At 61.7% G+C, this 18,947-nt stretch carries 20 protein-coding genes and 1 other RNA gene; 12 read left to right on the top strand and 9 right to left on the bottom strand.

All coding sequences use genetic code 11. The features are described 5' to 3' along the window. Nucleotides 1–145: 145 nt before the first annotated feature. The 6 genes from ACSSVC_RS02430 to ACSSVC_RS02405 all read left to right on the top strand — a co-directional run bounded on the left by ACSSVC_RS02430 (nt 146) and on the right by ACSSVC_RS02405 (nt 6,229). Nucleotides 146–850, top strand: a complete 705-nt coding sequence (locus ACSSVC_RS02430) for a FadR/GntR family transcriptional regulator (RefSeq protein ID WP_346633341.1) — start codon at nt 146–148, stop codon at nt 848–850. Nucleotides 851–970: 120 nt separating this feature from the next. Next, nucleotides 971–1,300 carry a thioredoxin TrxA gene (trxA, locus tag ACSSVC_RS02425; RefSeq protein WP_016967174.1) on the top strand — a complete coding sequence of 110 codons (330 nt, stop codon included), beginning with the start codon at nt 971–973 and terminating at the stop codon, nt 1,298–1,300. Nucleotides 1,301–1,547: 247 nt separating this feature from the next. Then, entirely contained in the window at nt 1,548–2,807 is a 1,260-nt protein-coding gene (rho, locus tag ACSSVC_RS02420; RefSeq protein WP_017125454.1) for a transcription termination factor Rho, read from the top strand. 125 nt (nt 2,808–2,932) lie between these two features. Continuing rightward, complete coding sequence (gene ubiD / locus ACSSVC_RS02415; RefSeq protein WP_492611960.1) at nt 2,933–4,399, top strand: 4-hydroxy-3-polyprenylbenzoate decarboxylase; 1,467 nt, start codon at nt 2,933–2,935, stop codon at nt 4,397–4,399. Further along, nucleotides 4,399–5,367 (top strand): CDP-6-deoxy-delta-3,4-glucoseen reductase, encoded by a 969-nt coding sequence (locus tag ACSSVC_RS02410; protein WP_492611959.1) that lies wholly within the window; start codon nt 4,399–4,401, stop codon nt 5,365–5,367. Before ubiD ends, ACSSVC_RS02410 begins: the two co-directional genes overlap by 1 nt. Before the next feature lie 211 nt (nt 5,368–5,578). Next, the gene (locus ACSSVC_RS02405) at nt 5,579–6,229 is read left to right on the top strand and encodes a gamma-glutamylcyclotransferase (protein WP_346633339.1); all 651 of its coding nucleotides are present in this window, start codon (nt 5,579–5,581) and stop codon (nt 6,227–6,229) included. A gap of 16 nt (nt 6,230–6,245) precedes the next feature. On the opposite strand, the gene ACSSVC_RS02400 is transcribed toward ACSSVC_RS02405, so the two are convergent. Then, a complete protein-coding gene (locus ACSSVC_RS02400; protein ID WP_346633338.1) occupies nt 6,246–7,223 on the bottom strand; it encodes an NADPH:quinone oxidoreductase family protein in 978 nt (325 codons plus the stop codon). 158 nt (nt 7,224–7,381) lie between these two features. Between ACSSVC_RS02400 and ACSSVC_RS02395 the strand changes: the two genes are divergently transcribed. Next, complete coding sequence (locus tag ACSSVC_RS02395; RefSeq protein ID WP_123726765.1) at nt 7,382–7,789, top strand: flagellar basal body-associated protein FliL; 408 nt, start codon at nt 7,382–7,384, stop codon at nt 7,787–7,789. Nucleotides 7,790–7,891: 102 nt separating this feature from the next. On the opposite strand, the gene ACSSVC_RS02390 is transcribed toward ACSSVC_RS02395, so the two are convergent. From ACSSVC_RS02390 to ACSSVC_RS02375, 4 genes are all read right to left on the bottom strand, one after another. After that, a complete protein-coding gene (locus tag ACSSVC_RS02390; RefSeq protein ID WP_492611958.1) occupies nt 7,892–9,010 on the bottom strand; it encodes an ABC transporter permease in 1,119 nt (372 codons plus the stop codon). After that, entirely contained in the window at nt 9,010–11,727 is a 2,718-nt protein-coding gene (gene rbbA / locus ACSSVC_RS02385; protein WP_492611957.1) for a ribosome-associated ATPase/putative transporter RbbA, read from the bottom strand. The genes ACSSVC_RS02390 and rbbA overlap by 1 nt, the downstream gene beginning before the upstream one ends. Continuing rightward, complete coding sequence (locus ACSSVC_RS02380) at nt 11,724–12,689, bottom strand: HlyD family secretion protein (RefSeq protein ID WP_492611956.1); 966 nt, start codon at nt 12,687–12,689, stop codon at nt 11,724–11,726. The genes rbbA and ACSSVC_RS02380 overlap by 4 nt, the downstream gene beginning before the upstream one ends. A gap of 184 nt (nt 12,690–12,873) precedes the next feature. After that, the gene (locus ACSSVC_RS02375; RefSeq protein WP_492611955.1) at nt 12,874–13,323 is read right to left on the bottom strand and encodes an EVE domain-containing protein; all 450 of its coding nucleotides are present in this window, start codon (nt 13,321–13,323) and stop codon (nt 12,874–12,876) included. 47 nt (nt 13,324–13,370) lie between these two features. Here ACSSVC_RS02375 and ACSSVC_RS02370 point away from each other — a divergent pair, with 47 nt between their 5' ends. After that, on the top strand, nt 13,371–13,667 hold the full coding sequence (locus ACSSVC_RS02370; RefSeq protein WP_102862188.1) for a hypothetical protein: 297 nt from the start codon (nt 13,371–13,373) through the stop codon (nt 13,665–13,667). Between the two features lie 33 nt (nt 13,668–13,700). On the opposite strand, the gene ACSSVC_RS02365 is transcribed toward ACSSVC_RS02370, so the two are convergent. The 4 genes from ACSSVC_RS02365 to ACSSVC_RS02350 all read right to left on the bottom strand — a co-directional run bounded on the left by ACSSVC_RS02365 (nt 13,701) and on the right by ACSSVC_RS02350 (nt 15,127). Then, nucleotides 13,701–14,306, bottom strand: coding sequence for a 5-formyltetrahydrofolate cyclo-ligase (locus tag ACSSVC_RS02365; protein ID WP_346633334.1), 606 nt, complete (start codon nt 14,304–14,306; stop codon nt 13,701–13,703). A gap of 89 nt (nt 14,307–14,395) precedes the next feature. Then, nucleotides 14,396–14,574, bottom strand: a non-coding RNA gene (ssrS, locus tag ACSSVC_RS02360) — 6S RNA. Nucleotides 14,575–14,597: 23 nt separating this feature from the next. Then, nucleotides 14,598–14,921 (bottom strand): cell division protein ZapA, encoded by a 324-nt coding sequence (locus ACSSVC_RS02355; RefSeq protein ID WP_016962902.1) that lies wholly within the window; start codon nt 14,919–14,921, stop codon nt 14,598–14,600. Beyond that, nucleotides 14,918–15,127 (bottom strand): TIGR02449 family protein, encoded by a 210-nt coding sequence (locus tag ACSSVC_RS02350; RefSeq protein WP_011064144.1) that lies wholly within the window; start codon nt 15,125–15,127, stop codon nt 14,918–14,920. Before ACSSVC_RS02350 ends, ACSSVC_RS02355 begins: the two co-directional genes overlap by 4 nt. A gap of 235 nt (nt 15,128–15,362) precedes the next feature. Here ACSSVC_RS02350 and ACSSVC_RS02345 point away from each other — a divergent pair, with 235 nt between their 5' ends. From ACSSVC_RS02345 to ACSSVC_RS02330, 4 genes are read left to right on the top strand one after another with little or no spacing between them, the layout of a single operon-like run. Further along, a complete protein-coding gene (locus tag ACSSVC_RS02345; RefSeq protein ID WP_123726759.1) occupies nt 15,363–15,920 on the top strand; it encodes a YecA/YgfB family protein in 558 nt (185 codons plus the stop codon). A gap of 23 nt (nt 15,921–15,943) precedes the next feature. Beyond that, nucleotides 15,944–17,278 carry a Xaa-Pro aminopeptidase gene (pepP, locus tag ACSSVC_RS02340; RefSeq protein WP_346633333.1) on the top strand — a complete coding sequence of 445 codons (1,335 nt, stop codon included), beginning with the start codon at nt 15,944–15,946 and terminating at the stop codon, nt 17,276–17,278. Beyond that, nucleotides 17,275–18,462: a 2-octaprenyl-6-methoxyphenyl hydroxylase gene (gene ubiH / locus ACSSVC_RS02335; RefSeq protein ID WP_446439383.1), complete on the top strand. Its 1,188-nt coding sequence runs from the start codon at nt 17,275–17,277 to the stop codon at nt 18,460–18,462. The genes pepP and ubiH overlap by 4 nt, the downstream gene beginning before the upstream one ends. Further along, nucleotides 18,455–18,940 (top strand): DUF4442 domain-containing protein, encoded by a 486-nt coding sequence (locus ACSSVC_RS02330; RefSeq protein ID WP_346633331.1) that lies wholly within the window; start codon nt 18,455–18,457, stop codon nt 18,938–18,940. Before ubiH ends, ACSSVC_RS02330 begins: the two co-directional genes overlap by 8 nt. Nucleotides 18,941–18,947: the final 7 nt, after the last annotated feature.

Below are 18,947 nucleotides of genomic sequence, written 5' to 3'. Positions count from 1 at the left end.
TCTTACTGGTCTGAACAGTTGCGTGTTTTTTCGCACTCGGATCGGGCATAGGGTCGTGCCGTCGAACCCCCTTGGGGCACGACTTGCCGGGTTCGGCGAATAGCTTTACAAGGGAGCTTTTCCTGCACCGGCCAGCCTCAAGCCCATGAATTCGATTACCCGTGCCGTACCCGAAGTGGCGCTGCAAGCCATTCGCCAATTGATCAGCGAGCAGGGCTTCGGCCCGGGGGATGCGCTGCCTTCGCAGCGGGATCTGGCGCTGCAGTTGGGAGTCAGTCGGGCGTCGCTGCGTGAGGCGCTGTCATCCTTGAGCGCGCTGGGGGTGATCAGTGTGCAGCCGGGCAAGGGCGTGTTCGTCCAGGCTCCCGAGGCTCCGGCAGCCGGTGTCGGCTTGAGTTGGCCGTTCGCCGCCCAGGCTTCACCTGTGGATATCTTCCAGTTGCGCTATGCCCTGGAGGGTTTTGCCGCGGGGTTGGCGGCGGTGACCCTGACCGCTGATGAGCTGGATGCCCTGGAAGACAATGTCGAGGCCATGCGTCGCGAGTTGCGGTCCGGGGATTTTGAGGCGGCGGCGCGGCTGGATTTCGAGTTTCACCGAAAAATCCTCCTGGCCAGCGGCAACCAAGCGATGCTGAGTATCCTCAGCACCAGCGCCGAGATTTTCCTGGAAAGTCAGAAACTACCGTTCATCCGACCCGAACGGGCCATGGAAACTTGGCAGGAACACCGCAAGATCCTCCGCGCCCTGGCCCGGCACGCCTCGGGAGCGGCACAAAAGGCCATGCAGGAGCATGTGCGCAATGCGGCCTTGCGCACCGGAATCGCCTTTGTCACCCCCGCTTCTTCTTGAGCTGAGCTATACCCAAACTCATGGGGCACCATAGTTAGAGTCAATCATCTCCGGCTTCCTGAACGCGGGAAGGGCAGATATGATGGGCCACGTTTTTTTGCTTACAACCTGGAGAATTCCATGAGCAGCGATCTTATCAAACACGTCAGCGATGCCAGCTTCGAGGCCGACGTACTCAAAGCCGAAGGCGCTGTACTGGTCGACTACTGGGCTGAGTGGTGCGGCCCATGCAAAATGATCGCTCCGGTTCTGGACGAAATTGCTGAAACCTACAAAGGCAAACTGACCGTTGCCAAGCTGAACATCGACGAAAACTCGGAAACCCCGGCCAAGCATGGCGTGCGTGGTATCCCGACCCTGATGCTGTTCAAGAACGGCAACGTCGAAGCCACCAAGGTCGGCGCACTGTCCAAGTCGCAATTGGCAGCTTTCCTCGACGCGAACATCTAAGCGTCGATTTTCAGTGCCCTGGAAAAGCCCCGCAAAATGCGGGGCTTTTTCGTAATTGAGGGCTAGACGCTCCGAAACTCAGGTGTTACATTCGGCCCCGCACTGGTTTCTCCAGTGCCCCCTGCAAGCCGTCGCCGACGCTCTCCTTTTCGAATAAGTACGCGATCCTGTCGCCTTCTCTGCGGCGCGGCCTCATTAAGCCAAAAGCTTAATTTCCCCCCTCTATAAATGATTACGTCATTCCTATATGAATCTGACTGAACTCAAGCAAAAGCCGATTACCGAACTGCTCGAATTGGCCGAACAGATGGGCATAGAAAATATGGCCCGTTCGCGCAAGCAGGACGTGATTTTCTCCCTGCTGAAAAAGCACGCGAAAAGCGGTGAGGAAATTTCCGGTGATGGCGTGCTGGAGATCCTCCAGGACGGCTTCGGCTTCCTCCGCTCCTCCGACGCCTCCTACCTGGCCGGCCCGGACGATATCTACGTCTCGCCAAGCCAGATCCGTCGCTTCAACTTGCGCACCGGTGACACCATCGTTGGCAAGATCCGCCCTCCGAAGGAAGGCGAGCGGTACTTCGCGCTGCTCAAGGTCGATACCATCAATTACGACCGTCCCGAGAACGCCAAGAACAAGATTCTGTTCGAAAACCTGACGCCGCTGTTCCCGACCGTGCGCATGAAGATGGAAGCCGGCAACGGTTCCACCGAAGACCTGACCGGTCGTGTCATCGACCTGTGCGCTCCGATCGGTAAAGGCCAGCGTGGTCTGATCGTTGCTCCGCCAAAGGCGGGCAAGACCATCATGCTGCAGAACATTGCTGCGAACATCACCCGTAACAACCCTGAAGTTCATCTGATCGTGTTGCTGATCGACGAGCGTCCGGAAGAAGTGACCGAAATGCAGCGCACCGTGCGCGGCGAAGTGGTCGCCTCCACCTTCGACGAGCCGCCAACCCGCCACGTACAAGTGGCCGAGATGGTGATCGAGAAGGCCAAGCGCCTGGTTGAACACAAGAAGGACGTGGTGATCCTGCTGGACTCCATCACCCGTCTGGCCCGTGCCTACAACACCGTGATCCCGAGCTCCGGCAAGGTTCTGACCGGTGGTGTCGATGCCCACGCCCTGGAAAAACCGAAGCGTTTCTTCGGCGCCGCGCGGAACATCGAAGAAGGCGGCTCGCTGACCATCATCGCCACCGCACTGGTTGAAACCGGTTCGAAGATGGACGAAGTGATCTACGAAGAGTTCAAGGGTACCGGCAACATGGAACTGCCCCTGGACCGCAAGATCGCTGAAAAGCGCGTCTTCCCGGCAATCAACATCAACCGTTCCGGCACCCGCCGCGAAGAGTTGCTGACCGCCGACGACGAGCTGCAGCGCATGTGGATCCTGCGCAAGCTTCTGCATCCCATGGATGAAGTTGCAGCCATCGAGTTCCTGGTCGACAAGCTGAAACAGACCAAGACCAACGATGAGTTCTTCCTGTCGATGAAACGCAAGTAAATCGATCAGGCCAGCAAGAGCCGGGGAAACCCGGCTTTTTGCTATCTGACATTCTCTATTCTGAACCTGTGGGTTCGGCGCTAAACTGCCTGCCCCGAATGCCACGGCGAAAACGAGGCTCACGCATGCAGTATCGCGACTTGCGCGACTTTATCAGCGGCCTGGAACAGCGCTCGGAACTCAAGCGCATCCAGGTTCCGGTGTCCCCAGTGCTGGAAATGACCGAGGTCTGCGATCGCACCTTGCGTGCCAAAGGCCCGGCCCTGTTGTTTGAGAACCCCACCGGTTATGACATCCCCGTGCTCGGCAACCTGTTCGGTACCCCCGAGCGCGTGGCCCTGGGCATGGGCGCCGAAGCCGTCAGCGAACTGCGCGAGATCGGCAAGCTGCTGGCTTTCCTCAAGGAGCCGGAGCCGCCCAAGGGCTTGAAGGATGCCTGGTCCAAGCTGCCGATCTTCCGCAAGATCATTTCCATGGCACCCAAGGTGGTCAAGGATGCGGTCTGCCAGGAAGTGGTGATCGAAGGCGACGACGTCGACCTTGGCATGCTGCCGGTACAGACCTGCTGGCCAGGCGACGTCGGGCCGCTGATCACTTGGGGCCTGACCGTGACCAAGGGTCCGAACAAGGACCGGCAGAACCTCGGTATCTATCGTCAGCAGGTGATCGGCCGCAACAAGGTGATCATGCGCTGGTTGAGCCATCGTGGCGGCGCCCTGGATTACCGCGAGTGGTGCGAGAAGCATCCGCGCACGCCGTTCCCGGTGTCCGTTGCCCTGGGCGCCGACCCGGCAACTATCCTGGGTGCCGTGACCCCGGTGCCGGACAGCCTCTCCGAATACGCCTTCGCCGGCCTGCTGCGGGGCAACCGCACCGAACTGGTGAAGTGCCGTGGCAATGACCTGCAAGTGCCGGCCACCGCCGAAATCATCCTTGAAGGGGTGATTCATCCCGGCGAGATGGCCGATGAAGGCCCGTACGGCGACCATACTGGCTACTACAACGAAGTCGACAGCTTCCCGGTGTTCACCGTGGAGCGCATCACCCACCGCATCAAGCCGATCTATCACAGCACCTACACCGGCCGGCCGCCGGATGAGCCAGCGATTCTCGGCGTGGCGCTGAACGAAGTGTTCGTGCCGATCCTGCAGAAGCAGTTCCCGGAAATCACCGACTTCTACCTGCCGCCAGAAGGTTGCTCGTACCGCATGGCGGTGGTGACCATGAAGAAGCAGTACCCGGGCCACGCCAAGCGGGTAATGCTGGGTGTCTGGTCGTTTTTACGACAGTTCATGTACACCAAGTTCGTTATCGTCACCGACGACGATATCAATGCCCGGGACTGGAACGACGTGATCTGGGCCATCACCACGCGCATGGACCCCAAGCGCGACACGGTGATGATCGACAACACCCCGATCGACTACCTCGACTTCGCCTCGCCGGTGTCTGGCCTTGGCTCGAAGATGGGGCTCGATGCCACTCACAAGTGGCCCGGAGAAACTACCCGAGAGTGGGGCCGGGTCATCGTCAAGGATGAGGCGGTCACCCGCCGGATCGATGCCATCTGGAATCAGTTAGGAATAGATTGATGCGTGTAACCTTGCAGCCCTCCGGAGCGGTGCTTGAGATGCTGCCCGGCGAGCGGATTCTCGATGCGGCGCGGCGCCTGGGCTATGAATGCCCGCAGAGCTGCCGCAATGGCAACTGTCACGTGTGCGCGGCCCTGCTGGTGGAGGGCAGCGTGCAGCAAGCCGGCGATGTGCGTGACCACGGTGAGTTCTACACTTGCATTGCAGAGCCGCTGGAAGACTGCATTGTGCTGTGGGATGGCGTCCTTGCGCTGGGAGAGTTGCCGGTGCGCAGCTTGTCGTGTCAGCTCACTGAGTGCCTTGAGGTCGGCGGCGATGTCTGGCGGGTCAGGCTGCGGGCGCCGGCCGGCAAGCCACCTCGCTATCACGCGGGCCAGTACCTGATGCTGGAGCGGGATAACGGTGAGAAGTCGGCCTTCTCCCTGGCTTCGGCGCCCCATTGCGGGCGTGATCTGGAACTGCATGTGCTGGTGCGCGAAAACAGTGCGCAGAGCTTGATGGAGCAGTTGCAGCGCAACCGCATGGCTCGGGTCGAATTGCCTTTTGGCGACACTCACCTGGCCGAGTTACCGGAGGGACCGCTGGTGCTGATCGCTGCCGGTACCGGTATGGCACAGATGCACAGCCTGATCGAGCACTGCCGGGCCAAAGGCTTCAAGTATCCGGTGCACCTGTATTGGGGTGTACGCCGGCCGGAAGATTTCTATCAGCTGGAACACTGGGATGAGTGGCAGCAACTGCCCAATCTCTATCTGCACAAGGTGGTCAGCGACCTGTGCGGTTGGGAGGGGCGCTGCGGCATGCTGCATGAGGCGGTTTGCGAGGACATCGCCGACCTGTCGTCGGTGCATGTCTACGCCAGCGGTTCGCCAGCCATGATCTACGCCACCTTGGACGCTCTGGTGAACGCCGGTATGGATGCCCATCAAATGCGGGCGGACGTGTTTGCCTACGCCCCGCGGCCCTGACTGCATCGGCCCCGTCCTTTCGTTATAACTCTGTATATAGCCCATCGGTATTTAGATAATTAAATAAATATCGGTAGGTTATATATAAGCCTTCAACTTGAGTGCTGCTCTAGTGGCACTTAACTTGCCTTGAAACTTATGTGTCTTGTAGTTACTGCCAAGCGTTCTATTAAGTAACTTCTTTTACGCGGGGAGCCGAACGCTATTCGCCATGACAGCCCTTGAATCCAGTTATCTGAATCTGGCTTACCCTCCGCGGCTCGATCTGGGACCGCAGCTGACACACGAACAACTTCTCAGCTCCATGCAGTCCACCATGGCCCGGCACAAGGGCGGCCCGGTCTGGTTGTTCGCCTACGGTTCATTGATCTGGCGCCCGGAGTGTTCGGCGGTCGAGCGCATGCGTGGCCGGGTGCATGGCTATCATCGCGGTCTCTACTTGTGGTCCCACGAGCATCGCGGTACTCCGGAGCTGCCGGGGCTGGTGTTCGGTCTGGATCGCGGGGGCTCCTGCAGCGGCTTTGCCTATCGGCTGCCGGAGGAGCAATTGGATGCGTCGCTGTATGCCCTGTGGCAACGTGAAATGCCTTATCCCTCTTACCGTCCGCACTGGCTCAACTGCCGCCTTGAGGACGGCAGCCAGGTCCAGGCCCTGGGCTTTGTGCTGGAACGGCACCTGCCCAGCTATGCCGGCAATCTGCCGGATCATGTACTGAGTCAGGTGTTCGAAAGCGCTTGCGGGCGTTATGGCACCACCCGCGATTATGTCGAGCAGACGGTCCAGGCCCTGCGCAGCCACGCCATGCCGGATCGCAACCTGGAAGCGCGGCTCAAGCGCTGCAAGGGCGCTGTCGCCCATTGAGCCTCGGCAGAGGCTCTTAGCGAACCTGTACCACGACTTTACCCACTGCTTTGCGCTGACCGAGGTCATCAATGGCCCGGGCGGCTTCGATCAGTGGGTAGACCTGGGATACCAGCGGTTTCAGCTTGCCTTCGGCGAACCAGCCGAACAGTTGCTGGAAGTTCGCGGCGTTGTCCTGGGGTTGGCGTTGGGCGAAGGAGCCCCAGAACACTCCCACCACAGCCGCGCCCTTGAGCAAAGCCAGGTTAACGGGTAGTTCAGGAATGCGCCCGCTGGCAAAGCCCACCACCAGCAGGCGGCCATTCCAGGCAATGGAGCGGATGGCCTGGTCGAACAGGTCGCCGCCCACCGGATCGTAGATCACGTCGGCACCGTTGCCATCGGTCAGGCGCTTGATCTCGTCCTTCAGGTTGCTTTCGCTGTAGTTGATCAGCTCATCGGCGCCGGCGGCCTTGGCCACGGCGAGCTTTTGCGCGCTGCTGGCGGCGGCGATTACCCGGGCGCCCATGGCCTTGCCGATTTCCACCGCCGCCAGTCCGACTCCGCCCGAGGCACCGAGCACCAGCAGGGTTTCACCGGGTTGCAGGTTGCCCCGCTGCTTGAGGGCGTGCATCGAGGTGCCGTAGGTCATGCTGAAGGCGGCAGCGGTGTTGAAGTCCATGGCGGCAGGAATCGGCAGCACGTTGTAGCCCGGCACCGCCACCTGCTCGGCGAAGCTGCCCCAGCCGGTCAGGGCCATGACTCGGTCGCCAACCTTGAGATGGCTGATCTTCTCGCCCACTGCACTGACCACACCGGCCGCTTCGCCGCCCGGGGAGAAAGGGAACGGCGGCTTGAACTGGTATTTGCCCTCGATGATCAGGGTGTCCGGGAAGTTGACCCCTGCGGCATGCACGTCCAGCAGGACCTCGTTCTTCTTCGGCACGGGACTTGCGACCTCTTCCAGCACCAGCGTTTCGGCGGGGCCGAAGGCTTTGCACAGCACGGCTTTCATCAGGGCTATTCCTTTGGGAGTGGTGGCCGATAAGTGTAGGAGTGTGAATCAGGCGGTCAACGAGCATGCCCAGCCCTGATGGTCAGCCATAAGCTTGTGCTTGGGCTCAGGCGGGCGGGCCTTTATGCTAGGCCGCAAACCGGATTAAGGAGCGAATTGTGAAAGCGTGGATCATGTTGCTGCTGGCCCTCTCTCTGCCGATGGCAGCCGGGGCTGAAGAGGCCAAAGAAGGCGAAGCACCGAAAGTCAGCTACATCAGCCTGAGCCCACCATTCGTAGGCAACTACGGCCTGGATGGCGGCCCCAAGCTTAAGGTCTACAAGGCTGACGTGGCTCTGCGGGTGACCGGCGATGCCTCGGCCCAGGCGGTCAAGGCCAACGAGCCACTGATTCGCAATCAGTTGGTGGCGCTGTTCGCCCAGCAGACCACCGACACCATGAACAACGTCGAGGCCAAGGAAAAGCTGCGCCAGGAAGCCCTCAAGCAGGTGCAACAGGTGATGAACGATGAAACCGGCAAGCCGGTGGTGGAAGATCTGCTGTTCAACAACCTGATCATCCAGTAACCCTGCCAGCAGTAGGAGCTGGCTTGCCAGCGAAGACGTCCTAGCGGGCGATGCAGGGCTGAAGGGTCCTTCGCCGGCAAGCCGGCTCCTACCGGGTGCGAGTCATGAGGCGAGGCTTTTGCGAAAGCGCGCCAGGGCGATGGCGAAGAACAGCAGGCCGATTGCTGTCAGCGCCAGCAGGTCCGGCCAGACGACGTTGACCCCGGCATCGCGAAACAGGATTGCCGCGCTGAGGCTGACGAAATGGGTCGAGGGTGAGCCCTGCATGACCCATTGCAGCCATTGCGGCATGCTGTCCAGCGGCGTGCTGCCACCGGACAACAGCAGCATGGGAATGATCACCGGGATCGCCAGCAGGCCAAACTGCGGGGTGGAGCGGGCCAGGGTGGCAAGGAAGATCCCCAGGGCGGTGCTGGCGAACAGATACAACGCGGTGACCATCAGGAACAGCCCCATCGAGCCCGCCAGCGGCACACCCAGCACGCCTTTGACTATCACCTCCAGCGATATCCAGGTGCACACCACCACCACCAGCATATTGCTCCAGATTTTCGCCAGCATGATCTCCAGGGCCGTCAGCGGCAGTACCAGCAAGTGGTCGAGGGTGCCGTGCTCGCGCTCGCGCAGCAGCGCGGTACCGGTGAGCACGATCGCCAGGATGGTGATGTTGTTGACGATCTGGATCACCGCAAGAAACCAGCCTCCCTCCAGGTTAGTGTTGAACAGCGCGCGGGTGGTGAGCAGGGCCGGGGCCTTGCTCGCGGCATCCGCCTGGTTGGCATAGTTGAGCAACTCGCGCTGGAAGATCCGGCCAATGTAGCCGGCGCCCATGAACGCCTGGCTCATGGCGGTGGCGTCGACGTTGACCTGCACCGCCGGCTGGCGGCCGGCCAGCAGGTCGCTCTGGAAGTTGGCGGGGATGTTGATCACGAAAGTGTACTGGCCGCTGTCCATCACCTTGTCCAGTTGGTCGTAGGGCAGGGCGACCGGGTTCTGGAACTCCGGTGGTTGCAGGGCTTCTGCCAATTGTCGTGACAGTGCGCTGTGGTCTTCATCCACCAGGGCCACGCTAGCGTTGTGTACGCCAATGACCGAGCCGGCTGCCGGCAGGTAGATGGCCACGGTGAAGGCATACAGCAGGAACAGCAGCAAGACGCTGTCGTGACGCAGGCTGGTGAGCTCCTTGAGACCCAGGCGCAGGATGTGGGCGAGTCGATTCATCAGACCTCCTGCTTTTTCAACATGATCAGGCTGAGCCCGGTGAAACCGAGGAAGAACCCGATCAGTGCCAGGCACTGAGGCCACAGCTCCCGTAGGTCCAGGGCCTTGGTGAAGGTGCCGACGGCGATGTCGAGGAAGTACCCGGCGGGGAACAACTGCCCCATGATCGCCGCCGATCCTTCCAGGGATGAGCGCGGTACGATCAGCCCGGAGAACTGGATCGTGGGCAGGCTGGTGATGATCATGGTGCCGAGAATCGCCGCGATCTGCGTGCGGGTGAAGGCCGAGATCAGCAGACCCATGCTGGTGGTGGCCAGCACGTAGAGTACGCCGCCCAGGGCCAGGGTCAGGCCGCTGCCCTTGAAGGGCACGCCGAACAACCAGCGGTTCATGGCCACCAGCAATCCCAGGTTGACCAGGCTCACGGCCAGGTACGGCGCCTGCTTGCCAAGGAGGAACTCCAGGCGGGTCAGCGGGGTGGCATAGAAGTTGGTGATCGAGCCCAGTTCCTTTTCGCGAACGATGCCCAGGGCGGTAAGCATGGCCGGAATGAACGCCAGGATCAGCGCCATGACCCCGGGGCCGATGGCGTTGACGCTGACCACATCCTGGTTGTAGCGAAAGCGTGTTTCCAGCTTGGCTGCGGGCCTTGAGTTAAGTGCCGGACTGCTTTGTTCAGCCAGGCGCTCGAGGTTGGCCTGGTGCACTGCCTCGACGTAGTTGCGGCTGGTTTCCGCGCGAAACGGCATGCCGCCATCCAGCCAGGCCGCCACCGCCGGTTGGCGGCCGGCATACAGGTCACGGCCAAAGCCGGGAGGGATTTCCAGGGCCAGCTTGATCTCCGAACGCTGCAGGCGCCGATGCAGTTCGGCGGAGCTGCGGATGGTGGGTTTTTCCTCGAAGTAGCGTGAGCTGCGGAAGGCCTCCAGGTAGGCGCGGCTTTGCGGCGTCTGGTCCTGGTCGTAGACGGCGAAGGCGAGTTTTTCCACATCCAGGGAAATGCCGTAGCCAAAGATCACCATCATGAAGATCGCCCCTAGCAGGGCAAAGCCCAGGCGCACTTTGTCCCGCAGTAGTTCCTTGCCCTCCCGGGTCGCCACCGCCAGCAGTCGGGCCAGGCTCAGGCCCGAGCGCGGAGGCGCGATGGTGCTGCCGGCGGCTGCGGGTTGCGGAGGCGGCGGTGTGTCCGCAGGCCCTTGGGCCTCTTCCAGGCAGCGGACGAAAGCCGCCTCCAGCGTTTCACCGGCAAATTGCTGTTGTAGCGCCGCCGGAGTGTCGCAGGCCAGTACCTTGCCGGCGTGCATCAGCGAGATGCGGTCGCAGCGCTGGGCCTCGTTCATGAAGTGGGTGGAGAGGAAGATCGTCACCCCCTGATCTCGGGACAACTCGATCAGCAGGCGCCAGAAATCGTCACGGGCCGCCGGGTCGACCCCGGAGGTGGGTTCGTCAAGGATCAGCACTTCCGGGCGATGCAGCACCGCCACCGCCAGGGACAGGCGCTGGCGCAGGCCCAGGGGCAGGGCGCCGGATTGCTGCTCGGCGATTGCGCCCAGGTCGAAGCGCTGGATCAGTTCCTCGATGCGTGAGCCGCTCTCGGTTTTCGGCAGGTCGAACAGGCGGGCATGCAGCTCCAGGTTCTGGCGCACGCTGAGTTCGCCATAAAGAGAAAAACTCTGGGACATGAAGCCGACCCGCTTGCGGGTGGCCAGGTCCTTGGCGTCCACCGGATTGCCCAGCAGTTTGGCGCTGCCTTCAGTGGCGGGCATCAGCCCAGTGAGGACTTTCATGGTGGTGGTCTTGCCGCAGCCGTTGGAGCCGAGGAAGCCGAAGATCTCTCCGCGACCAATGGCGAAACTCACCTTGTTGACTGCGGTGAAGTCACCGAAGCGCAAGGTCAGTTCGTGGGCTTCGATGGCGATGCCCTGAGCGTCGCCGGAGCGGGGCGGGATCACCAGGGGCTGGTTGTCGTGGCCGCTGTCACCCTGGAAATGGGTGAAGGCATCGTCCAGCTTGCCGCTGCCCGTCACCTGCGCCAGCTCTCGGCTCAGGCCCTGGGCGATCAATTTGCCCTGGTCGAGCATCAGGCAATGCTCGAACTGTTCGGCTTCTTCCATGTAGGCGGTGGCCACCAACAGGGTTAGTTGTGGCCGTTGCTGGCGCACATCCTCCACCAGTTCCCAGAAGCGTCGGCGGGAAAGCGGATCGACCCCGGTGGTGGGTTCGTCGAGGATCAACAGATCCGGTTCGTGGATCAGCGCGCAGCACAGACCGAGTTTCTGCTTCATCCCACCGGACAGCTTGCCCGCCGGGCGTTCGGCAAAACGCAGCAGGTCGGTGGCCAGCAGCAGGCTGTGCATGCGCTGGTCGCATTCGTCACGGGGCAGACCGAACAGGGTGGCGAAGAAGCGGATGTTTTCGCTGATGGACAGCTCGGGATACAGGTTGCCCCCCAGCCCCTGGGGCATGAAGGCGATACGCGGGTAGAGGCTGCTGCGGTGGCGGCGCTGGGAGATGGCTCCGCCGAGTACCTCGAGCTCGCCTTGCTGAAGCTTCTTGACCCCGGCAATCAGCCCGAGAAGGCTCGACTTGCCGGCACCGTCAGGACCGATCAGGCCGCAGCGCGTGCCTGCCGGGAGGCTGAAGCTGATGTCGATCAGGGCCTGTTGGGCGCCGTAGCGATGGCTGATGCCGGTGGCGTGCAGCGCCAGGGCACTCATTGCAGGTTAGCCGGCCAGTCCACGGGGGCGGTGCGCACATAACCGGCACCGGGCATGCCCGGTTTGGCCTGGGGCACGGCGGCGGGTTGAGTCAGGCGCACCTTGACCCGGAATACCAGTTTCTGGCGTTCGTCCCGGGTTTCCACTTCTTTGGGGGTGAATTGCGACTTGGCCGCGACGAAGCTGATCTTCGCCGGCAGTGGCTGGTTGGGCAGGGCGTCGAGAACAACCCGCGACTCATCGCCCACCGTCAGGCGTCCGGTGACCGAGGCTGGCAGGTAAAGGTTCATGTATTGGTCGTTGGGATCGATCAACAGCAGTACTCGGCCGCCGGCCCCCAGTACTTCGCCAGGTTCGGCCAGACGCAGTTGGATGATGCCGTCGATGGGGGCACGCAGGCTGCTGTCGTCGATCTCGCTGGTGAGCTGGGCAACCTGGGCCAGGGCGGCGCCGATAGCGGCCTTGACCGCTGCAACCTGAGCCTGGGCCGCCAGCACGGCTGCATTTCCGGTGTTCAGCCGAGCCTGTTGCTGATCGATGATCTGCTGGCTGGCGAAGCCGCGCCTGAACAGTTCCTGGGAGCGCTTGAGTTCCTGATTGGCCAGGAGCAACTCGCTCTGGCGCAGTTGCACGTTGGCTTCTGCGGCGGAGAGGTTTTCCCGGGCGCGCAGCACTTCGGCTTCGGCCTGGCTGCGCTGGGCCTCCAGGGTGCGGGTGTCCATGCGGGCCAGCAGTTGGCCCTGGAGCACTTTGTCGCCTTCATTGACCCGCACTTCCGCCAGCCGCCCGGGAATCTTGCTGGCGATCTGCACCTCGGTGGCTTCGAGGCGGCCATTGCCCATGCTCAACCCTTCCGGCAGACGGTCCTGGAGGGATTTCCAGTAACCGAAGCCACCAGCGGCGAGCAACAGAATCAAGAGGGAAACAGCGAAAAGGCGGGAAGAACGGTGGTTCGTCGACATGTGTTCTGCGTCCTGCGGCTATAGCGTCCTAGTCTGACGGATCAAGGCTTTTACCCGCTTGATGCTCGTCAAATGAAAGGGCCAAGCCTAAACCTATTGTTCGCAGGCTGCATGGCGATCGGGGCAAAAAACTGGAGCGAGTGCCGTGGCGCTTGCCAGGCCACGGCACGCCGGGGTGGGTGGGTCAGCGTAGAGAGAGCACGGTTGCCCATTGTTCTGTGGTCACTGGCATGACGGACAGGCGACTGCCTTTTTGCACCAGGGGCATTTCAGCGAGGGCTGTCTGCTGCTTGAGATAGTCCAGGCACAGGACCTTGTTGAAGGTTTCCACGTGGGTTACGTCGATTGCGCTCCAGACATTTTTCTCGGCGCTGGACTTGGGGTCGAAGTAGACGTTGTCCGACTCCAGGGCCGTGGGGTCCGGGTAGGCCGTCTTGATGATTCGGCCGATGCCGGCGATGCCCGGCTCCGGACAACTGGAGTGGTAGAAGAAGAACTCATCGCCGACGGCCATGGCGCGCAGAAAGTTGCGTGCCTGGTAGTTGCGCACCCCGTCCCAACGAGCCTGGCCAAGCTTGTTCAGGTCCTGGATCGAGAGTTCGTCTGGCTCGGATTTCATCAGCCAATAGGCCATCTTTCTTACCCTCCAAAGGGTGGTTGGGCAGGTTGTCGGAGGATTTTATGACAAACCGACAGTCGGTTGACGCCAGCATTTGCGTGTCGGTTCACGTTATCGCAGAATGCCGGGATTTTAAGCTTGACGCTGCTGCACGGCCTGTTATGGAAACCGTTGCTGTCATCGTGTGTGACTTGCCCGAGGGGGGGCAATCGATGAAACGCCAACCGGATTTACTATGGATTTTGGTTATTTTGTTCGGTTTGGGCGTCGTGACCACCGGTTATGCGCAGAGCTTGTGGGCCAACAAGACCGATGCCCCGATCGAGATTGCCCAACAGCCGCAACCCTTCAAGCGCTGAATCTGTCCCGGCGTCGCTGAGCGAACGCGACGTCTATCGGGCGCAGTACCATCCCTGATCAGTCACGGTGCCCTGTAGCGGCACATCCCAACTGGCCTGATCCAGTCTCGCGACTTTCTGACATTCATGGGCCAGCCCCAGCAGCTTCGGCTTGCGCCAGCTCTTGCGCCGCGCCAGGTAGGCCAGGCTGCGGTCGTAGAAGCCGCCGCCCATTCCCAGGCGCCCACCGTCTTCGTCGAATCCCACCAAGGGCAGGAGCACCAGATCCAGCGCCCAGACTTTGCGTTGGCGTGCGACGTTGATCCTGGGTTCGAGGATACGAAAGCGGTTGGGGCGTAGTTTTTCTCCGGGGCGCACGCGCTGGAAGACCATTTTGGTCCGCGGCCAGGCACTGAGCACAGGCAAATAGGTGGCCTTGCCCCGACGTTGCGCGGCACGCAGCAGCAGGCGCGGATCGATTTCTCCGTCAGTGGGCAGGTACAGGGACAGGTGTCGGGCTCGGCGAAATACCGGATTCTGCGCCAGTTGGCGGTACAGCCCGCAGGCGGCCTGGCGTTGCTGGGCAGGTGTCAGAGCACGACGGGCTTTACGCAGCATGCGTCGAAGTTGCGGGCGGGAAAGCGGCGCAGGTTCGGTCATGGAGGAGGCTATGGAAGGTCGGACATGGCAGAACAGCCTACCCGGAAAAACCAATGCCAGCATGGATAACTGGCATTGGGTGACAATTCAGGCTCCCCGGGTGAACCGCTGTCAACTTAGCCCTTGAACCCGAAAGTTCAAGGCGGAAGATGCAGCAGGCTTTAAGGCTTTCCGTCTAGCGGACATGCACACCAGCCCAACGTGCAACTTCCAGGGTAGTGCGAATCGGCTCAGGGACATCGCCAACTGGCAAGCACCCCAGGGAGTGGCGCAAGTATACCGCAAGCGTTGTCAGGAATCAGCCTTGCTTGCGTCCGAATCGGTGGCCAGGACCAGATCAACACGTTCCAGCAGATCTCGTACCTGTTCGCGGGTGGTGGCACTGGCCTGCACATCCGGACGTTCCTGGCGATGCAGCAGGTCGTGGGTGATGTTCAAGGCGGCCATGACGGCGATGCGATCGGCGCCTATGACTTTGCCGCTGCTGCGGATCTCGCGCATCTTGCCGTCCAGGTAACGGGCGGCGCTCACCAGATTGCTGCGTTCTTCCTGGGGGCAGATGATCGAATATTCTTTGTCGAGGATCTGCACGGTAACGCTATTGCTTGAACTCATGAGTCTTGCTCCAGGGCCTTGAGGCGCGAAATCATCGATTCGACCTTACGCCGGGCGATTTCGTTTTTTTCAATGAGGTGCGCGCGTTCCTCGCGCCAGGTCTTTTCCTGAGCTAATAAGAGTGCGTTTTGACTCTTTAGTTGCTCGACCCGGGTAATAAGCAGTTCGAGTCTGGCCATCAGTGCGTGCAGGTCGGTGTCTTCCATTGTGTCCCACTGAAGTTGGTCTGATGAGTGGCAACTGGCTGGGCAGCGCCTGGACGGCCTGAACGGTCCTGGCGCATCGGGTGCTGTCCGGTCGGCAATCTGTCCGTCGCCCAAGGCCCCGCGGACCGCTGTAACGGGGCGCAAGGCGCAACGCGGCGCTGGCAATGAATGATGACACGCCCTACGATACAAGGCCTTCATTCTAGACATTGCGCCGCTTGGCGCCTAGCTGCCCATGCCCATTCAGAATTCCCCGTACAACGCCTTCGCCACCCTGCTCAGCAGCAGCGGTCATCCTGTTTCTCCTGCCGAATTGCACGGCCTGTTGCTGGGCCGTAGCTGCGCCGGCGCCGGCTTCGAGGTCGACGGCTGGCTGGTGGACGCTTCCGAGCTGCTCGAAGGCGAGCCACAAGACAACGTGCGCAATGCCTTGATCGGCCTGCAGGAAATGGTCAAGGGCGAGCTCACCAGCGACGACATGACCGTGGTCCTGCTGCTGCCCAGCGACGACGCGCCATTGACCGAACGTGCCGCGGCCCTGGGCCAGTGGTGCCAGGGTTTCCTCGCCGGTTTCGGCCTCAACTCCCGTGACAGCAGCGCCCTGAGCGTCGAGGCCACGGAAGTGTTGCAGGACCTTGCAGCCATCGCTCAGGTACAGGATGCGCTGGAAGAGTCCGACGATGGTGAAAGCGACTACATGGAAGTGATGGAGTACCTGCGGGTCGCGCCATTGCTGCTGTTCACCGAAACCAACAAGACCGTTGCACCGGCTGCCAAGCCTTCTCTGCACTGACTGACAGGGAACTGCATCTGCCCATGATTCATATCCCTAGAGCGGAATACAGCCGTCGCCGCAAGGCGCTCATGGCGCAGATGGAGCCCAACAGCATTGCGATCCTGCCGGCGGCGGCCGTGGCCATTCGCAACCGCGATGTGGAGCACGTCTACCGTCAGGACAGTGATTTCCAATACCTCAGCGGTTTTCCCGAGCCCCAGGCCGTGATCGTGCTGATGCCCGGTCGCGAGCATGGCGAGTACGTGCTGTTCTGTCGTGAGCGCAATGCCGAGCGGGAACTGTGGGATGGCCTGCGGGCCGGCCAGGAAGGCGCGATCCGTGACTACGGCGCGGACGATGCATTTCCCATCACCGATATCGACGACATTCTCCCGGGCCTGATCGAAGGTCGTGACCGGGTCTATTCGGCCATGGGCAGCAACCCGGAATTTGATCGCCACCTGATGGACTGGATCAACGTGATCCGCTCTAAGGCGCACCTTGGCGCCCAGCCGCCGAACGAATTCGTTGCCCTGGATCATCTGCTGCACGACATGCGTCTGTATAAATCGGCGGCAGAAGTGAAGGTGATGCGCGAGGCCGCGCGGATTTCCGCCCAGGCCCATATCCGGGCCATGCAGGCCAGTCGCGCCGGGCTGTACGAATTCAGCCTGGAAGCCGAACTGGACTACGAGTTCCGCAAGGGGGGAGCGAAGATGCCGGCCTATGGCTCCATCGTCGCGGCGGGGCGCAACAGCTGCATCCTGCACTACCAACAGAATGACGCCCTGCTCAAGGACGGTGATCTGGTGTTGATCGACGCCGGTTGTGAAATCGACTGCTACGCCAGCGATATCACCCGTACCTGGCCGGTCAATGGCAAGTTCTCTCCCGAGCAGAAGGCGATCTACGAGTTGGTGCTGGCGTCCCAGGAAGCGGCATTTGCCGAGATCGCCCCGAACAAGCACTGGAACCAGGCCCATGAGGCGACGGTTCGGGTGATCACAGCCGGCCTGGTGAGACTGGGCCTGCTGGAAGGCGAGGTCGACGAACTGATCGCCAGCGAGGCCTACAAGGCGTTTTACATGCACCGCGCCGGGCACTGGCTGGGCATGGATGTACACGATGTCGGCGAATACAAGGTCGGCGGCGAGTGGCGGGTGTTGGAGGTCGGCATGGCGCTGACCGTGGAGCCGGGCATCTACATCTCCCCGGACAACCAGCAAGTGGCGAAGAAGTGGCGCGGCATTGGCGTGCGCATCGAGGACGACGTGGTAGTGACCAAGCAGGGCTGTGAAATTCTGACAGGTGGCGTGCCGAAAAGCGTCGCCGAGATCGAGGCGCTGATGGCTGCTGCCCAGGTCCAGGCCTCATGAGCCGGGTCAATCTGGCAATCATCGGCGGCGGCCTGGTCGGCGCCAGCCTGGCCCTGGCCCTGCAGGCCGGAGCCAAGGCCCGGGGCTGGAAGATCGTGCTGATCGAACCCTTTGCCCCCGGCGACAGTTTCCAGCCCAGCTACGATGCCCGCTCCTCGGCCCTGTCCTTTGGCGCCCGGCAGATCTATCAGCGCCTGGGCCTGTGGCAGGCGATTTCCCGGCGCGCCGAGCCGATCAAGCAGATTCACGTGTCCGACCGCGGGCGGTTTTCCACCGCGCGCCTGTCGGCCATGGAAGAAGGGGTTCCGGCCCTGGGTTATGTGGTGGAAAACGCCTGGCTCGGCCAGTGCCTGTGGCAAGGCCTGGACAAGGACGTGATCAGTTGGCGCTGCCCGGCGGAAGTCACCCGCCTGGAACCTCTGGAAGGCGGCTATCGCCTGACCCTGAATGACGAAACCACGCTGGAATGCGACCTCGCGGTGCTCGCCGACGGTGGCCGCTCCGGCCTGCGTGAACAGTTGGGTATCGGGGTCAAGAATCGCCCCTATAACCAGAGCGCGCTGATTGCCAACATCACCCCCAGCGAAGCCCACAATGGCATGGCCTTCGAGCGCTTCACCGATGATGGGCCGATGGCGTTGCTGCCATTGCCGGAAAATCGCTGCGCGTTGATCTGGACCCGCCAGGGCATGGACGCTCAGCGTCTGGCGGACCTGGATGACCGTAGTTTCCTCAGTGAATTGCAGGGCGTATTCGGTTATCGCCTGGGCACCTTGAAGCAAGTGGGGGCGCGGCATCTGTATCCGCTGTCTCTGGTAGAAGCCGAAGAGCAGGTACGCCCCCATCTGGTGGTGCTGGGCAATGCCGCCCACAGCCTGCATCCGATTGCCGGGCAGGGTTTCAACCTGTCGTTGCGTGATGCCCAGGCCCTGGCGGATGCCTTGTTGGCCAGCGAGCAGCAGCCGGGCGACTTTGCCGTGCTGCAGGCTTATCGCGAGCGCCAGCGCCTGGACCAGAACCTGACCGTGGGTTTCTCCGATCAGGTTACGCGGCTGTTCGGTAGCAAGCTGCCGCTGCTGTCGGTGGGGCGCAATCTTGGTTTGCTCGGGCTGGACCTGTTGCCCCCGGCCAAGCGCTGGTTCGCGCGCCAGGCCATGGGCCTGGGCACTCGTCCGGATGCGTGAGTGGTTGACCCGACGCGTCGGTAAGGCGCGTCTTTTGCGCTGGGTGTTGAACCTGTATCCACCCTACCTTGGGGCCGGTGTACGGATTCGCCAGATCAGTGCGGATTTCCGCGAAGTCCAGGTCTCCATGGGCCTGGGCTGGTACAACCGCAACTATGTCGGCACCCAGTTCGGTGGCAGCCTGTATTCGATGGTGGACCCGTTCTTCATGCTGATGCTCATGGAGAACCTGGGGCGCGACTACATCGTCTGGGACAAGGCTGCAGCCATCGATTTCATCGCTCCGGGCAAGGGCCCGGTGTTTGCTCGGTTCAGCATCGACCAGGCGTTGCTCGACGAGGTTTGTCGGCAGACTGCCAGTGGCGAGAAGTACCTGCCGCAGTTGCAGGTCGAGATTCATGACGGCTCCGGCACCCTGGTGGCGCGGGTCGATAAAACCCTTTATGTGCGGCTCAAGCCGCAAGCGAGACAGGCCTAAAGCATGG

This window comes from Pseudomonas sp. E1BtOHC1, from assembly GCF_058744285.1.
Note: the sequence above shows the minus strand (reverse complement) of the source record. Positions and strands in the feature narration are given on the sequence as shown.

What these genes read in the sequence shown, in the direction of transcription:
- ACSSVC_RS02430 (WP_346633341.1), top strand. Translation starts at nt 146, where the DNA reads ATGAATTCGATTACCCGTGCCGTACCCGAAGTGGCGCTGCAAGCCATT.
- trxA (WP_016967174.1), top strand. Translation starts at nt 971, where the DNA reads ATGAGCAGCGATCTTATCAAACACGTCAGCGATGCCAGCTTCGAGGCC.
- rho (WP_017125454.1), top strand. Translation starts at nt 1,548, where the DNA reads ATGAATCTGACTGAACTCAAGCAAAAGCCGATTACCGAACTGCTCGAA.
- ubiD (WP_492611960.1), top strand. Translation starts at nt 2,933, where the DNA reads ATGCAGTATCGCGACTTGCGCGACTTTATCAGCGGCCTGGAACAGCGC.
- ACSSVC_RS02410 (WP_492611959.1), top strand. Translation starts at nt 4,399, where the DNA reads ATGCGTGTAACCTTGCAGCCCTCCGGAGCGGTGCTTGAGATGCTGCCC.
- ACSSVC_RS02405 (WP_346633339.1), top strand. Translation starts at nt 5,579, where the DNA reads ATGACAGCCCTTGAATCCAGTTATCTGAATCTGGCTTACCCTCCGCGG.
- ACSSVC_RS02400 (WP_346633338.1), bottom strand. Translation starts at nt 7,223, where the DNA reads ATGAAAGCCGTGCTGTGCAAAGCCTTCGGCCCCGCCGAAACGCTGGTG.
- ACSSVC_RS02390 (WP_492611958.1), bottom strand. Translation starts at nt 9,010, where the DNA reads ATGAATCGACTCGCCCACATCCTGCGCCTGGGTCTCAAGGAGCTCACC.
- rbbA (WP_492611957.1), bottom strand. Translation starts at nt 11,727, where the DNA reads ATGAGTGCCCTGGCGCTGCACGCCACCGGCATCAGCCATCGCTACGGC.
- ACSSVC_RS02380 (WP_492611956.1), bottom strand. Translation starts at nt 12,689, where the DNA reads ATGTCGACGAACCACCGTTCTTCCCGCCTTTTCGCTGTTTCCCTCTTG.
- ACSSVC_RS02375 (WP_492611955.1), bottom strand. Translation starts at nt 13,323, where the DNA reads ATGGCCTATTGGCTGATGAAATCCGAGCCAGACGAACTCTCGATCCAG.
- ACSSVC_RS02370 (WP_102862188.1), top strand. Translation starts at nt 13,371, where the DNA reads ATGACAAACCGACAGTCGGTTGACGCCAGCATTTGCGTGTCGGTTCAC.
- ACSSVC_RS02365 (WP_346633334.1), bottom strand. Translation starts at nt 14,306, where the DNA reads ATGACCGAACCTGCGCCGCTTTCCCGCCCGCAACTTCGACGCATGCTG.
- ACSSVC_RS02355 (WP_016962902.1), bottom strand. Translation starts at nt 14,921, where the DNA reads ATGAGTTCAAGCAATAGCGTTACCGTGCAGATCCTCGACAAAGAATAT.
- ACSSVC_RS02350 (WP_011064144.1), bottom strand. Translation starts at nt 15,127, where the DNA reads ATGGAAGACACCGACCTGCACGCACTGATGGCCAGACTCGAACTGCTT.
- ACSSVC_RS02345 (WP_123726759.1), top strand. Translation starts at nt 15,363, where the DNA reads ATGCCCATTCAGAATTCCCCGTACAACGCCTTCGCCACCCTGCTCAGC.
- pepP (WP_346633333.1), top strand. Translation starts at nt 15,944, where the DNA reads ATGATTCATATCCCTAGAGCGGAATACAGCCGTCGCCGCAAGGCGCTC.
- ubiH (WP_446439383.1), top strand. Translation starts at nt 17,275, where the DNA reads ATGAGCCGGGTCAATCTGGCAATCATCGGCGGCGGCCTGGTCGGCGCC.
- ACSSVC_RS02330 (WP_346633331.1), top strand. Translation starts at nt 18,455, where the DNA reads ATGCGTGAGTGGTTGACCCGACGCGTCGGTAAGGCGCGTCTTTTGCGC.